General features: G+C 72.1%; 15 protein-coding genes. 11 read left to right on the forward strand and 4 right to left on the reverse strand.

All coding sequences use genetic code 11. The annotated features are described in order from the left end of the window. The first annotated feature begins 10 nt into the window (after positions 1-10). The 3 genes from E5082_RS04335 (at position 11) to E5082_RS04345 (ending at position 3,194) form a co-directional block, all read left to right on the forward strand. Positions 11-1,510 (forward strand): ABC transporter ATP-binding protein, encoded by a 1,500-nt coding sequence (locus E5082_RS04335; RefSeq protein WP_373310096.1) that lies wholly within the window; start codon positions 11-13, stop codon positions 1,508-1,510. An 84-nt stretch (positions 1,511-1,594) separates the two neighbouring features. Then, the gene (locus tag E5082_RS04340; RefSeq protein ID WP_135789925.1) at positions 1,595-2,254 is read left to right on the forward strand and encodes a trimeric intracellular cation channel family protein; all 660 of its coding nucleotides are present in this window, start codon (positions 1,595-1,597) and stop codon (positions 2,252-2,254) included. 79 nt (positions 2,255-2,333) lie between these two features. Beyond that, positions 2,334-3,194 (forward strand): thioesterase family protein, encoded by an 861-nt coding sequence (locus E5082_RS04345; protein ID WP_135789926.1) that lies wholly within the window; start codon positions 2,334-2,336, stop codon positions 3,192-3,194. Positions 3,195-3,206: 12 nt separating this feature from the next. On the opposite strand, the gene E5082_RS04350 is transcribed toward E5082_RS04345, so the two are convergent. Further along, positions 3,207-3,854: a TetR family transcriptional regulator gene (locus E5082_RS04350; protein WP_135789927.1), complete on the reverse strand. Its 648-nt coding sequence runs from the start codon at positions 3,852-3,854 to the stop codon at positions 3,207-3,209. A gap of 121 nt (positions 3,855-3,975) precedes the next feature. On the opposite strand from E5082_RS04350, the gene E5082_RS32280 reads away from it, so the two are divergent. Genes E5082_RS32280 through E5082_RS04360 form a run of 3 tightly spaced genes read left to right on the forward strand, consistent with a single transcriptional unit; the run spans position 3,976 to position 5,678 of the window. Beyond that, positions 3,976-4,140 (forward strand): hypothetical protein, encoded by a 165-nt coding sequence (locus E5082_RS32280; RefSeq protein ID WP_086693676.1) that lies wholly within the window; start codon positions 3,976-3,978, stop codon positions 4,138-4,140. Between the two features lie 37 nt (positions 4,141-4,177). Next, positions 4,178-4,453, forward strand: a complete 276-nt coding sequence (locus E5082_RS04355) for a DUF4190 domain-containing protein (protein WP_135789928.1) — start codon at positions 4,178-4,180, stop codon at positions 4,451-4,453. A gap of 55 nt (positions 4,454-4,508) precedes the next feature. Next, positions 4,509-5,678: a cysteine desulfurase family protein gene (locus E5082_RS04360; protein ID WP_135789929.1), complete on the forward strand. Its 1,170-nt coding sequence runs from the start codon at positions 4,509-4,511 to the stop codon at positions 5,676-5,678. On the opposite strand, the gene E5082_RS04365 is transcribed toward E5082_RS04360, so the two are convergent. Then, the gene (locus tag E5082_RS04365; RefSeq protein WP_135789930.1) at positions 5,675-6,334 is read right to left on the reverse strand and encodes an N-acetylmuramoyl-L-alanine amidase; all 660 of its coding nucleotides are present in this window, start codon (positions 6,332-6,334) and stop codon (positions 5,675-5,677) included. The genes E5082_RS04360 and E5082_RS04365 overlap by 4 nt on opposite strands. 96 nt (positions 6,335-6,430) lie before the next feature. Here E5082_RS04365 and mnmA point away from each other — a divergent pair, with 96 nt between their 5' ends. Beyond that, positions 6,431-7,555, forward strand: a complete 1,125-nt coding sequence (gene mnmA, locus E5082_RS04370; protein ID WP_135789931.1) for a tRNA 2-thiouridine(34) synthase MnmA — start codon at positions 6,431-6,433, stop codon at positions 7,553-7,555. A gap of 13 nt (positions 7,556-7,568) precedes the next feature. Here mnmA and E5082_RS04375 read toward each other — a convergent pair whose 3' ends face one another. Further along, positions 7,569-8,351: an alpha/beta fold hydrolase gene (locus E5082_RS04375; protein WP_135790133.1), complete on the reverse strand. Its 783-nt coding sequence runs from the start codon at positions 8,349-8,351 to the stop codon at positions 7,569-7,571. A 57-nt stretch (positions 8,352-8,408) separates the two neighbouring features. Next, complete coding sequence (locus E5082_RS04380) at positions 8,409-8,732, reverse strand: DUF427 domain-containing protein (protein ID WP_135789932.1); 324 nt, start codon at positions 8,730-8,732, stop codon at positions 8,409-8,411. 51 nt (positions 8,733-8,783) lie between these two features. Between E5082_RS04380 and E5082_RS04385 the strand changes: the two genes are divergently transcribed. Genes E5082_RS04385 through ligA form a run of 4 tightly spaced genes read left to right on the forward strand, consistent with a single transcriptional unit; the run spans position 8,784 to position 13,282 of the window. Next, positions 8,784-9,323, forward strand: a complete 540-nt coding sequence (locus E5082_RS04385; protein WP_086695885.1) for an LOG family protein — start codon at positions 8,784-8,786, stop codon at positions 9,321-9,323. A 7-nt stretch (positions 9,324-9,330) separates the two neighbouring features. Further along, positions 9,331-10,029: an SDR family oxidoreductase gene (locus tag E5082_RS04390; RefSeq protein WP_135789933.1), complete on the forward strand. Its 699-nt coding sequence runs from the start codon at positions 9,331-9,333 to the stop codon at positions 10,027-10,029. 34 nt (positions 10,030-10,063) lie between these two features. Next, on the forward strand, positions 10,064-11,071 hold the full coding sequence (locus tag E5082_RS04395; protein ID WP_135789934.1) for a methionine synthase: 1,008 nt from the start codon (positions 10,064-10,066) through the stop codon (positions 11,069-11,071). 15 nt (positions 11,072-11,086) lie between these two features. After that, a complete protein-coding gene (ligA, locus tag E5082_RS04400) occupies positions 11,087-13,282 on the forward strand; it encodes an NAD-dependent DNA ligase LigA (RefSeq protein WP_135789935.1) in 2,196 nt (731 codons plus the stop codon). The last annotated feature ends 79 nt before the right edge of the window (positions 13,283-13,361 follow it).

A 13,361-nucleotide genomic window follows, 5' to 3' on the forward strand; every position in this document is an offset into this window, starting at 1 on the left:
CGAGAAGGCAGTGACGATTCCCGCGCAGGCCAAGAGCGCCGACAGCGCGGACGGCGAGATCCTGCTGAAGGTCAGCGGCCTGAAGAGGCACTTCCCCATCAAGAAGGGGCTGCTCCAGCGCCAGGTCGGCGCGGTGCACGCGGTCGACGGCATCGACTTCGAGGTGCGCGCCGGTGAAACCCTGGGCGTCGTGGGCGAGTCGGGCTGCGGCAAGTCCACGATGGGCCGGCTGATCACCCGCCTGGACGAGCCGACCGCGGGCACCATCGAGTTCGAGGGCAAGGACATCACGCACCTCGGGGTCTCGGGCATGCGCCCGATGCGCCGCGACGTGCAGATGGTCTTCCAGGACCCGTACTCCTCGCTGAACCCCCGGCACACCATCGGCACCATCATCGGGGCCCCCTTCCGGCTCCAGGGTGTCGAGCCCGAGGGCGGCATCAAGAAGGAGGTCCAGCGGCTGCTGTCGGTCGTGGGTCTCAACCCCGAGCACTACAACCGCTACCCCCACGAGTTCTCCGGCGGCCAGCGCCAGCGCATCGGTATCGCCCGCGCGCTCGCGCTGAAGCCGAAGCTGGTCGTGGCGGACGAGCCGGTGTCCGCGCTGGACGTGTCGATCCAGGCCCAGGTCGTCAACCTCATGGACGACCTCCAGGAGGAACTGGGTCTGACGTACGTGATCATCGCGCACGACCTCTCGGTCGTCCGGCACGTCTCGGACCGGATCGCGGTGATGTACCTCGGCAAGATGGTCGAGATCGCGGACCGCACCTCGCTGTACGAGGCGCCGATGCACCCGTACACCAAGGCGCTCATGTCGGCCGTGCCGATCCCGGACCCCAAGCGCCGGGGCGCCAAGAGCGAGCGCATCCTGCTCCGCGGTGACGTGCCCTCGCCGATCTCGCCGCCGTCGGGGTGCCGGTTCCACACCCGGTGCTGGAAGGCGACGGAGATCTGCAAGACCACCGAGCCCCAGCTCCTGGAGCTGCGGCCGGGTCAGCGGGTCGCCTGCCACCACCCCGAGAACTTCGCCGACCAGGCCCCGCAGGACACCGTCCTGCTGACGGCGGCGAAGGAGGCTTCCGAGCTGGTGCCGGACGCGGTGCTGGAGGAGTCGGCGGAGACGTCGGCCGCCGTCGCGGCGGAGGTCGCGGAGACCACCGCCACGAAGGAGCCGGAGGCCGAGAAGCCTTCCGTGACCAAGGCCGAGGAGACCAAGGTCGAGAAGGTCGAGGCCCAGAAGGTCGAGAAGACCGAGGCGGCCGAGAAGCCTTCTGTGACCAAGGTCGAGGAGACCAAGGTGGAGAAGACCGAGGCGGCCGAGAAGCCTTCTGGGACCGAGGTCGCGGAGACCAAGGTGGAGAAGACCGAGGCGGCCGAGAAGCCTTCTGTGACCGAGGTCGCGGAGACCAAGGCCGAGAAGGCGGGCACCGAAGAGGTCGAGAAGGCCGAGGCCGAGAAGCCCGGCACCGAGAAGTCCGGCACCGAGAAGGCTGCCGACGACAAGTGAGCCGGCGGCCGCCGTTCGCCCGGCGGCCGCCCCTCCTGCCTTGCTTCGCAAGGCCCGCACCCCGCGACAGGTCAGAATGTGTGGGTGCAGCTCGATCAGATCTTCAGTCCCTCCGTCCAGCACACGCTCGATGTCATCGGCATCTTCGTGTTCGCCATCTCCGGCGCCCTGCTGGCCGTCCGCAAGAACTTCGACGTCTTCGGGATGGCCGTGCTCGCCGAGGTGACCGCGCTGGGCGGAGGGCTCTTGCGTGACCTGATCATCGGGGCCGTGCCCCCGGCCGCCTTCACCGACCTCGGGTTCTTCGTCACCCCGCTGCTCGCCACCGTCGTGGTCTTCTTCCTCCACCCGCACGTGGAGCGCATCCAGGCGGCGGTGCTCGTCTTCGACGCGGCCGGACTCGGCCTGTTCTGCGTCACCGGCACGACCAAGGCGTACAGCCACGGACTCGGCCTGACCGCCTCCGCCACCCTGGGCCTCGCCACCGCCGTCGGCGGCGGTGTGCTGCGCGACGTGCTCGCCAACGAGGTGCCCTCGCTGCTGCGCTGGGACCGCGACCTGTACGCGGTGCCCGCGATCGTCGGCGCCACGATGGTGGTGCTGTGCATCCGCTTCGACGCGCTGACCTCCCTCACCAGCGGACTCGCCGCGGCCACCGCGTTCGTGCTGCGCCTGCTGGCCATGAAGTTCCACTGGCGGGCGCCACGCGCCTGGAACCGGCGCTCCACGGTCACGGAAGAGTGAGCCGCCTGTCCAGGGCTGTTCATGTGCCCGAAACGCAGAAAGCTACCGCTTAGTAATTAGCTGTTGTACCGTTTCACCCATGCCAGAAGCAGCCTCAGCCCCCGCCACTCGAGCCGTGATCGGCGACAGCGAGTTCGACCGTGACACCGAGGTCGTCCGGCGCGCGCCCGGCGTCTACGACATCGACCTCTCGGCCGGCTGGACCATCATCAGCGCCGTCAACGGCGGCTACCTGCTGGCCGTGCTCGGCCGGGCCCTCGCGGACACCCTCCCGCATCCGGACCCGTTCACCGTCTCCGCGCACTACCTGACGGCCTCCCAGCCCGGCCCCGCGGTCATCCGCACCGAGACCGTGCGCACCGGCCGCACCCTCTCCACCGGCCAGGCGTCCCTCTACCAGTACGACGCCGAGGGCAACGAGGTGGAGCGCATCCGCGTCCTCGCCTCGTACGGCGATCTCGCCGCGCTCCCCGACGACGTGCGGACGAGTGCCGTACCGCCCGCGATGCCGCCCCTGGAGCGCTGCCTCGGCCCGGCCGACGGTCCGGCGCCGGTGGACGGCAGTTCGGCCATCACCGAGCGGCTGATGCTCAAGCTGGACCCGGCCACCGTCGGCTGGGCGGTCGGCGCGCCCTCGGGCAAGGGGGAGATGCGGGCCTGGTTCGGGCTGGCCGACGGCCGGGACGCGGACCCCTTCTCGCTGCTGCTCGCGGTGGACGCGCTGCCGCCGACCGCGTTCGAGATCGGGCTGACCGGCTGGGTGCCGACCGTGGAACTGACCGTGCACGTGCGGCACCGGCCCGCGCCGGGTCCGCTGCGGGTGTCCATCACCACGCGCAACCTGGCCGGCGGCTTCCTGGAGGAGGACGCCGAGGTCTGGGACAGCGAGGACCGGCTGGTCGCCCAGTCCCGCCAGCTCGCGCGCGTGCGCCTGGGCTGAACCGCCCTGTGATCACCGCTCGGCGGGCGCCTCCTGGTCCATCCAGTGCCTGCTGCCCAGCGTGATCAGGCGCAGTTGCCGGACGGCCAGCCGGGTCACCCGCTCCCACTCGCCCTGCGGGGCCTCCAGCGCCTCCAGGAAGAGCTGGGCGGTGATGAGCATCTGGTCGACGTAGAGATGCGCGAGCATCGTCAGGTCGTCGTCACCCCAGCCCTCCGACTCGCGGTTCAGGGCCAGTTCGGCCTTCACCTCCTCGGTGAAGCGCGCGAGCTGGTCCCGGATCGCCTCGCGCACCGGCTGCACTCCGCCGTGCCGCTCGCGGGCGATGAAGCGGACGTGCGCCGGGAAGGCCCGTACATGCTGGTCGATCAACTCGACCGCGCGGCCGATGCGTTCCTCCGAGTCGTTCGCCGCCGACACCGTCGGCCCCACCATCGGGTGCAGGCTGCCCAGTGCCTCGTCGACCAGGGCCACCCCGAGATCCGCGATGGAGCGGAAGTGCCGGTAGAACGCGGTCGGCGCCACCCCCACGGCACGGGTCACCTCGCGCAGCCCCAGACTGCTCAGGCTCTGCTCCTCAAGCAGCACCAGGGCCGCGTCCAGGAACGCCTGACGGGTCTTCTGCTTCTGGGCCTGCCGGATGCCGAGGGTGTGACTCATGTCATCCAGTTAACAACTGTTCTCTCGAATTGAAAAGCCGCGCGGAGGGTTAGACTCAAGGTCAGTGAACAAGTGTTACTACAACTGTTCACCGAGACGACCCTGAGGGGGGATCGAAACCATGCTGTTCCTCGTTGCCGCACTCATGCTGCTCGGTGTCGCGCTCGGCACCGTGGCGCACGTACCGGTGGGTGTCAGCGTCGCCGTCGCCGCCTTCATCGGTGTCTGGCTCGTCGTCTTCGCCGTCCGTGAGCGCCATGGCCGACGTCGCACCACCAGCCACTGACCCGCCCGTCCGCACCGACCATCAGGAGCTGAGCACCATGCATCTCACCGCACCTGCCACCGGTCAGATCGAGGCGAAGCCGCGCCGCGACGCCGACGGCATGGCCGTCGCGTCCTTCATCCTCGGGCTGCTCGGACTGCTCGTCCTCAACCTGTTCCTGGGCCCCGTCGCCATCGTCCTCGCGGGCGTCTCGCTGTGGCGCGGCACGACCCGCCGGGGCCGCGCCTGCCTCGGCATGGCGCTCGGTGTGGCCGACCTCGTGGTCCTGTTCGCCACCATGCAGTTCACCGACACGGTGTCCTGGAGCCTGTGACCCACCGGCGCGGGGCCGAGGGCGGCTCCGCGCGGCCCGTAGAATCGGCGTCACCATGGCTTACCTCGACCACGCGGCCACCACGCCGATGCTTCCCGAGGCCGCGCGGGAGCTGACCGACCGGCTCGGCGTCACCGGCAACGCGTCCTCCCTGCACGCCTCCGGCCGCCGGGCGCGCCGCACCGTCGAGGAGGCCCGCGAAACCCTCGCCGAGGCCCTCGGTGCCCGCCCCAGCGAGGTGGTCCTCACCTCCGGCGGAACCGAGGCCGACAACCTCGCCGTCAAGGGTCTGTACTGGGCCCGCCGCGCCGCCGACCCGGACCGGGTCCGGGTGCTGGCCAGCCCGGTCGAGCACCACGCGGTGCTGGACGCCGTGCACTGGCTCGGTGAGCACGAGGGCGCCACCGTCGAGTACCTCCCCGTCGACGCGCACGGCCGCGTCCACCCCGAGGTGCTGCGCGAGGCCATCGCCCGCAACCCCGACGACGTCGCGCTGGCCACCGTGATGTGGGCCAACAACGAGATCGGCACCTTGATGCCGGTCCGCGAACTGGCCGATGCGGCCGCCGAGTTCGGGGTGCCGCTGCATGCCGACGCGGTGCAGGCGTTCGGCCAGGTGCCGGTCGACTTCGCCGCCTCCGGGCTCGCCGCGATGACCGTCTCAGGCCACAAGATCGGCGGCCCCTACGGCATCGGCGCCCTGCTGCTCGGCCGCGAGTACAGCCCCGTACCCGTGCTGCACGGCGGCGGTCAGGAGCGTCATGTCCGCTCCGGCACGCTGGACGTGCCCGCCACCGCCTCCTTCGCGGTCGCCGGACGCCTCGCCGCCGAACGGCAGGAGTGGTTCGCCCGCGAGGTCGGCAGCCTGCGCGACCGCCTGGTGGAGGCGGTACGGGCCGCCGTCCCGGACGCGCTGCTCGGCGGCGACCCGGCCCCCGGCGGCCGGCTGCCCGCCAACGCGCACTTCACCTTCCCCGGCTGCGAGGGCGACTCCCTGCTCCTGCTGCTGGACGCCCAGGGCATCGAGTGCTCCACCGGCTCCGCCTGCACCGCGGGCGTCGCCCAGCCCAGCCACGTCCTGCTCGCCACCGGCACCGACCCCGACCTGGCGCGCGGCACCCTGCGCTTCTCGCTGGGCCACACCTCGACCCAGGACGACGTGGACGCCGTGGCCAAGGCCATCGGCCCCGCCGTGGAACGCGCCCGCGCGGCCGGACTCGTCTAGGCCGAGGTCTTCCCCAGCGCCGTACGCGCGTTCCGCGCCAGCCGTATGTACCGGTCCCAGTCCCAGTGCGGGCCGGGGTCCGTGTGGTCCGTGCCCGGTACTTCGACGTGGCCGATGACATGCTCCCGGTCCACCGGCATGCCGTACCGCGCGCATATGGCGGCCGTCAGCCGGGCCGAGGAGGCGTACATCGCGTCCGTGAAGGACTTCGGGTCCTCCACGAAGCCGACGTGCTCGATGCCGACACTGCGCTCGTTGAAGGACCGGTTGCCCGCGTGGAAGGCCACGTCCAGCTCCCGGATGAGCTGGGTGACGCGGCCGTCCGCGCGCACGATGTAGTGCGCCGCCGCCTGGTGCGCCGGGTCCTGGAAGACCTTCACCGCCGACGCGTACCCGCCCTGGGTGACATGGACGACCACCCGGTCCACCGGGTAGTCGTCCGGGCGGTCCGCGTGCCGGTAGTTGGCCGGGGAGGCCGCCACCCAGCGGGCGCCCGCGAAGTCCACCGCGCCCGGCACCCGCTGCCGCTCCACCCCCGGCAGCCGCCAGTACAGCCGGGCCAGCTCGTCGTGGGCCAGCGCGAGCGCCCCCGCCGTGGCCACCGCACCCCCGATGAGCAGCGCCCGCCGGCCCGGCCTGCGATCCCCGTCGTCCATCTCCACCCCGTACGCCCCGATTCCGCCGAACCCCTCCTGATCACCAACGCACACCCGGCGTCTCCGGTTCCCGTCGCCCCGTACCCTGGAAGGGCTATGACTGAGACCTCGCCGCGCCCCCTCCGCGTCCTCGCCGCCATGTCCGGTGGCGTGGACTCCGCCGTCGCCGCCGCGCGTGCCGCGGAAGCCGGTCACGACGTGACCGGTGTCCACCTCGCGCTCTCCGCCAACCCGCAATCCTTCCGGACCGGCGCGCGGGGCTGCTGCACCATCGAGGACTCCCGCGACGCCCGCCGCGCCGCCGACGTCATCGGCATCCCGTTCTACGTCTGGGACCTCGCCGACCGCTTCCGCGAGGACGTGGTCGAGGACTTCGTCGCCGAGTACGAGGCCGGCCGCACCCCCAACCCCTGCCTGCGCTGCAACGAGAAGATCAAGTTCGCCGCGCTGCTGGACAAGGCGCTCGCGCTCGGCTTCGACGCGGTCTGCACCGGCCACTACGCCAAGGTGCTGGTGGACGAGGACGGCAACCGCGAGCTGCACCGCGCCTCCGACATGGCCAAGGACCAGTCCTACGTGCTCGGCGTGCTGGACGACCGCCAGCTCGCGCACGCCCTGTTCCCGCTCGGGGACACCGTCACCACCAAGGACGAGATCCGCGCCGAGGCGGAGCGGCGCGGCCTGGCCGTCGCCAGGAAGCCCGACTCGCACGACATCTGCTTCATCGCCGACGGCGACACCCAGGGCTTCCTCGCCGGCCGGCTCGGCAAGGCCGAGGGCGACATCGTGGACGAGGAGGGCAACCGCCTCGGCACCCACGAGGGCGCCTACGGCTACACCATCGGCCAGCGCAAGGGCCTGCGCCTGGGCACCCCCGCCCCCGACGGCAAGCCGCGCTACGTCCTGGACATCTCCCCGGTCACCAACACCGTCACCGTCGGCCCGGCCGCCGCCCTCGACGTCACCGCCCTCACCGCCATCAAGCCCCGCTGGTGCGGTACCGCCCCCGAGGGTCCCGGCACCTACACCGCCCAGCTCCGCGCCCACGGCGGCGAGACCGAGGTCGACGCCGAGCTGGTGGACGGCGAACTGCGCGTCACCTTCACCGAGCCCGTCCGGGGCGTCGCCCCCGGCCAGGCGATCGTGCTGTACGACGGCACGCGCGTGGTCGGCTCGGCGACCATCGCCACGACCACGCGGGCCACTGCCGCCGCGGTCTGATCCCCGGCCGGGCTCAGCCCGTGACGAAGTCGGCCAGCACCGGTGCGAGGGACGCCGGCTCGACCGCGTGCGTCTGCCCCTCCAGCACCGCGTACGCGCCGTCCGGCACCGCCTCCGCGACCTCACGGGCGCCCGCGCGCAGCCACTGCGGGCTCAGGCTGCCCGCCATCGACAGCACCGGTACCGGGACCCGGGCGAGCAGCTCCGCCGGGAGCAGCCCGTCGCCCATCAGGGCGGCGTCGTACGCCAGGCTCGACGCGAGCAGCTCCAGGCCGGGCCACATGGGGGACTGGCGGGCCCGCTGGATCATCTCCTCGCCCAGCCCGGTCAGCCGCAGGAACAGCTCCACCGCCCCGCCCCGGTCGCCCGCGGCCAACGCCATGTCCAGGGCGGCCGCGTACGCCACCTGCTGCTGGGGGCCCTCGGGCAGGAAGTCGTTGAACGGCACCTCGTACACCGCCGCCCGGGCCACCGGCAGGCCGCTCGCGGCCGCCAGCAGCACCAGCGCGCCGCCCGAGGACAGCCCGAAGAGCGCCGCCTCGCCGCCCACCGCCTCCAGCAGCGCCGCCAGGTCCTCCACCTCGCGCTCGACCGCGTAGGGGGCCGTGTCGCCGCTCGCGCCCCGGCCCCGGCGGTCGTAGACGACGGCCCGGCAGCGGTCCGCGAGCGCCGCCGCCAGCGGGGCGAGCGTGAGTCCGGTGGACAGCGCGCCGCTGACCAGGATGACCGTGGGCCCCTCACCGGTCACGCGGTACGCGAGCGAGGTCCCGTCGACGGAAGTCGTCTTCTTGTCCATGCCCGTGGAGACTGCCGTACGGGTGCCGGAGTCACCGGTCACGACACGGCGCGCCGGTCAGCCCACTTCGGGGGCGTAGAAGCAGTAGTGGTCCTTGATCCGGGCCACCTCCGGCTTCGGGTCCGGGTACGCCCACACCAGATCGGGCGCGTCCGGCAGCGACCAGTAGGACGCCGTGCCCTTGAAGGGACAGTCCGTACGGGTGTCCGACGGGGTGAGCAGATCGAGCCGGACGTCCTCGGCGGGGAGGTAGTACCGGGGCGGACAGCCCGTCTCGCGCAGGACGAGGGGGCGGTCGGTCTCCGCGAGCACCTGGCCGTCGTGCACGACGCGCACGCGCTGCTCGCCCTCTTCGATGGTGATGGTGTGTCCGTGTGTCATACCCGGACAGCGCGGGCGGGGCCGCCGATGTTCCCGCGTACCGTGGGCTCCATGAATATCTGCGTCTTCCTCTCCGCCGCCGACCTCGACGAGCGCTACACCCGCCCCGCGCGTGAGTTCGGGGAACTGATCGGCAAGGGCGGCCACACGCTCGTCTGGGGCGGCTCGGACTCCGGCCTGATGAAGGTCGTCGCGGACGGCGTGCAGGAGGCCGGAGGCAGGCTCGTGGGCGTCTCCGTGGAGTTCCTGTCGGCGGTCGCCCGGCCCGGCGCCGACGAGATGGTGGTCGCCGCCGACCTCGCCGAGCGCAAGAGGCTGCTGCTGGAGAAGGCCGACGCCGTGGTCATCATGGTCGGCGGCACCGGCACCCTGGACGAGGCCACCGAGATCCTGGAGCTGAAGAAGCACGGCCGCACCGCCAAGCCCGTGGTGCTGCTCAACACCGCCGGCTTCTACGACGGCCTGGAGCAGCAGTTCCGCCGCATGGAGGCCGAGGGCTTCCTGCCGCGCCCGCTGTCGGAGCTGATGTACTTCGCCGACGGTCCGGCCGCCGCCCTGGCCCACCTGGAGGAGTCCCTCGCCGCGGGCTGATGCGACCATGGCGGGCATGGCTACTCATGTGATCACCGGCGCCGGTTCCGGCATCGGCGCCGCCGTCGCCCGCCGTCTGCACGCGCGCGGGGACGACCTCGTGCTGCACGCGCGCGACGCGGGCCGCGCCAAGGAGCTGGCGGCCGAGTTCCCCGGCGCCACGACCCTGGTGGGCGACCTCGCCGACCCCGACAAGCTGTCCTGGGCCTTCTCCCACCAGTCGCTGCCGGACCGCGTGGACTCGGTGCTGCACATCGCCGGGGTCGTCGACCTCGGTGACGTCGGGGACCTCACCCCCAAGTCCTGGCGCCACCAGCTCAACGTCAACCTGATCGCGCCCGCCGAGCTGACCCGGCACTTCCTGCCCCAGCTCCGCACCGCCCGCGGCCAGGTGCTCTTCGTCAACTCCGGCGCCGGACTCACCGCCCACGCCGGCTGGTCCGCGTACGCCGCCTCCAAGCACGGGCTGAAGGCGCTGGCGGACTCGCTGCGCCAGGAGGAGCACGGCAACGGGGTCCGGGTCAGCTCCGTCTACCCCGGCCGCACAGCCAGCCCCATGCAGGCGAAGGTGCACCAGCAGGAGGGCAAGGAGTACGACCCCGCGCGGTTCATCGACCCCGAGTCGGTGGCGGACACGGTCCTGCTCGCCCTGGACCTGCCCAGGGACGCCGAGATCAACGACCTGACCGTGCGCCCCGGCCGCTGACGCGCCCGCCCGCCGTACGGCATACCCTGCCGGGGTGAGTGAGAACACCCGGGTCACCTTCCCCGCGGCCACCGGCGTCGGCTCGATGCCCGGCGGGGACGCGCGCGAGGCCGCCAAGACCGTCACCGGCAGCCTGGAGGACTTCCCCCACCTCGCGGAGCTGCCCGCGCGCGGCCCCGGCGCCGACATGATCGGCCGTACCGCCGGGATGCTCGTCGAGCTGTACGCGCGCGTGGAGCCCAGCGGCTGGCGGCTGTCCGACCGGCCCGGCCGCGACACCCGGCGCGCGCACGCGTGGCTCCGCGAGGACCTCGACGCCCTGGAGGAGTTCACCCAGGGCTACGAGGGCGACCTCAAGGTGCAGGCGGTCGGCCCCTGGACGCTGGCCGCTGCGCTGGAACTGCGCAACGGCGAGGCGGTGCTGTCCGACCCCGGCGCCTGCCGCGACCTCACCGCCTCGCTCGCCGAGGGCCTGCGCCTGCACGTGGCCGACGTCCGCCGCCGCATTCCCGGCGCCCGCGTGGTGCTCCAGCTCGACGAGCCGTCCCTCACCGCCGTGCTGCGCGGCCAGATCCGCACCGCCAGCGGCTACCGCACCCACCGCGCCGTGGACCGGCAGATCGTGGAGTCCGGTCTGCGCGAGGTGCTCGGCGCGAGCGGCCCCGGCCCCACCGTCGTCCACTCCTGCGCCCCCGACGTGCCGTTCGCGCTGCTGCGCCGCGCGGGCACCGACGCCGTCTCCTTCGACTTCGGCCTCCTCACCGAGCGTGACGACGACGCCATCGGGGAGGCCGTCGAGGGCGGCACCCGGCTGTTCGCCGGTGTCGTGCCGGGGACGGACGCGGCATTGTCAGACCCTGCCGGTAGCGTCATGGGTGTCAGGACGCTGTGGCGCAGGCTGGGGCTGCGGCCGGGGCTGCTCGCGGAGGCGGTCACGGTCACGCCCGCGTGCGGTCTCGCGGGTGCTTCCCCCGCCTATGCCCGCCAGGCGCTCGCCCACTGCGTCCGGGCGGCGAGATCCCTCGCGGACAACCCTGAGTAACGGGAGGACACTACGGTGGCCGGCGACAAGCAAGCGGCGACGACGGCGGTGCCCGCCGAGGCGCGCGAGAGGCACGGGCGGCTCGCGGAGCAGGTCGAGGAGCACCGCTTCCGGTACTACGTGAAGGACGCTCCCGTCATCAGCGACGCGGAGTTCGACAAGCTCCTGAAGTCCCTGGAGGCCCTGGAGGAGGAGTTCCCGGAGCTGCGCACCCCGGACTCGCCCACCCAGAAGGTCGCCGGGTCCTACGAGACCGAGTTCACCGCGGTCGCGCACCGCGAGCGGATGCTGTCCCTGGACAACACCTTCAACGACGAGGAACTCGCCGCCTGGGCCGACCGCATCGCCCGCGAACTCGGCGACCAGACCTACCACTTCCTGTGCGAGCTGAAGGTCGACGGACTCGCCGTCAACCTCACCTACGAGCACGGCCGCCTCACCCGCGCCGCCACCCGCGGCGACGGCCGCACCGGTGAGGACATCACACCCAACGTCCGCACCATCGCCGACATCCCGGACCGCCTCCGGGGTGACAAGGTGCCCGACCTCGTGGAGATCCGCGGCGAGGTCTACTTCCCGATGGACAAGTTCCTCGAACTGAACGAACGTCTGGTCGCCGCCGGGGACAAGCCCTTCGCCAACCCCCGCAACGCGGCCGCCGGTTCGCTCCGCCAGAAGGACCCGCGCGTCACCGCGAGCCGCCCGCTGCACATGGTGGTCCACGGCATCGGCGCCCATGAGGGCTTCACCGGCCTGACCCGGCTGTCCGAGGCGTACGACCTGCTCGGCTCCTGGGGCCTGCCCACCTCCCCGCACAACCGCGTGGTCGACGGCCTCGACGGCGTACGGGAGTTCATCGCGTACTACGGCGAGCACCGGCACTCCGTGGACCACGAGATCGACGGTGTCGTCGTCAAGCTCGACGAGATCCGCCTCCAGGGCCGGCTCGGCTCCACCGCGCGCGCCCCGCGCTGGGCCATCGCGTACAAGTACGCGCCGGAGGAGGTCAACACCAAGCTGATCGACATCAAGGTGGGCGTCGGCCGCACCGGCCGGGTCACGCCGTACGCCCAGGTGGAGCCGGTCACGGTGGCGGGCAGCGAGGTCGAGTTCGCCACCCTGCACAACCAGGAGGTCGTCAAGGCCAAGGGCGTGCTCATCGGGGACACCGTGGTGCTGCGCAAGGCCGGTGACGTCATCCCGGAGATCCTCGGGCCCGTCGCCGACCTCCGGGACGGCAGCGAGCGGGAGTTCGTGATGCCCGGCGAGTGCCCCGAGTGCGGTACGCCGCTGCGGCCCATGAAGGAGGGCGACATCGACCTCCGCTGCCCCAACGCCCGTACGTGCCCCGCGCAGTTGCGCGAGCGGGTCGCCTACCTGGCGGGGCGCGAGTGCCTGGACATCGAGCACTTCGGCGGGGTCGCCGCCGCCGCGCTCACCCGGCCGCTGGAGCCCGCCGACCCGCCGCTGGTGGACGAGGGCGACCTCTTCGACCTCACGGTGGAGAAGCTGCTGCCCATCAAGGCGCATGTACTGGACCCCGACAGCGGCCTGCCCAAGCACGACCCGAAGACCGGCGAGGAGAAGGTCGTCACCGTCTTCGCCAACCAGAAGGGCGAGCCGAAGAAGAACACCCTCTCCCTGCTGGAGCACATCGAGGCGGCCAAGCAGCGTCCGCTCGCCCGGTTCATCAACGGCCTCTCCATCCGGCACGTCGGCCCCGTCGCGGCACAGGCGCTCGCCCGCGAGTTCCGCTCCATCGACCGCATCGAAGCGGCCACCGAGGAGGAACTGGCCGCCACCGACGGGGTGGGCCCCATCATCGCGGCCGCGCTCAAGGAGTGGTTCGCCGAGGACTGGCACCGCGAGATCGTGCGGAAGTGGAAGGCGGCCGGCGTCCCGCTGGAGGAGGAGGCCGCCGGCGAGGATGAGGGCCCGCGCCCGCTGGAGGGGATGACCGTCGTCGTCACCGGCACGCTGGAGAACTTCACCCGTGACGGCGCCAAGGACGCGCTCCAGAGCCGGGGCGCCAAGGTGACCGGCTCCGTCTCCAAGAAGACCTCCTTCGTGGTCGTCGGCGACAACCCCGGCTCCAAGTACGACAAGGCGATGCAGCTCAAGGTGCCGGTGCTCGACGAGGACGGATTCGCCGTCCTGCTGGAGCGCGGACCCGAGGCGGCGGCCGAAGTCGCGCTTCCGACCGGGGAGTAGCGGTTGAAGGCCACCCGTACGGCGCATATCAGATGCATACGGGTGGCCCGTACGCATTCGGGCGACCGTCCACGACCGC

It is taken from the genome of Streptomyces griseoluteus, from assembly GCF_004784465.1.
GTDB classification, from domain to species: domain Bacteria; phylum Actinomycetota; class Actinomycetes; order Streptomycetales; family Streptomycetaceae; genus Streptomyces; species Streptomyces griseoluteus.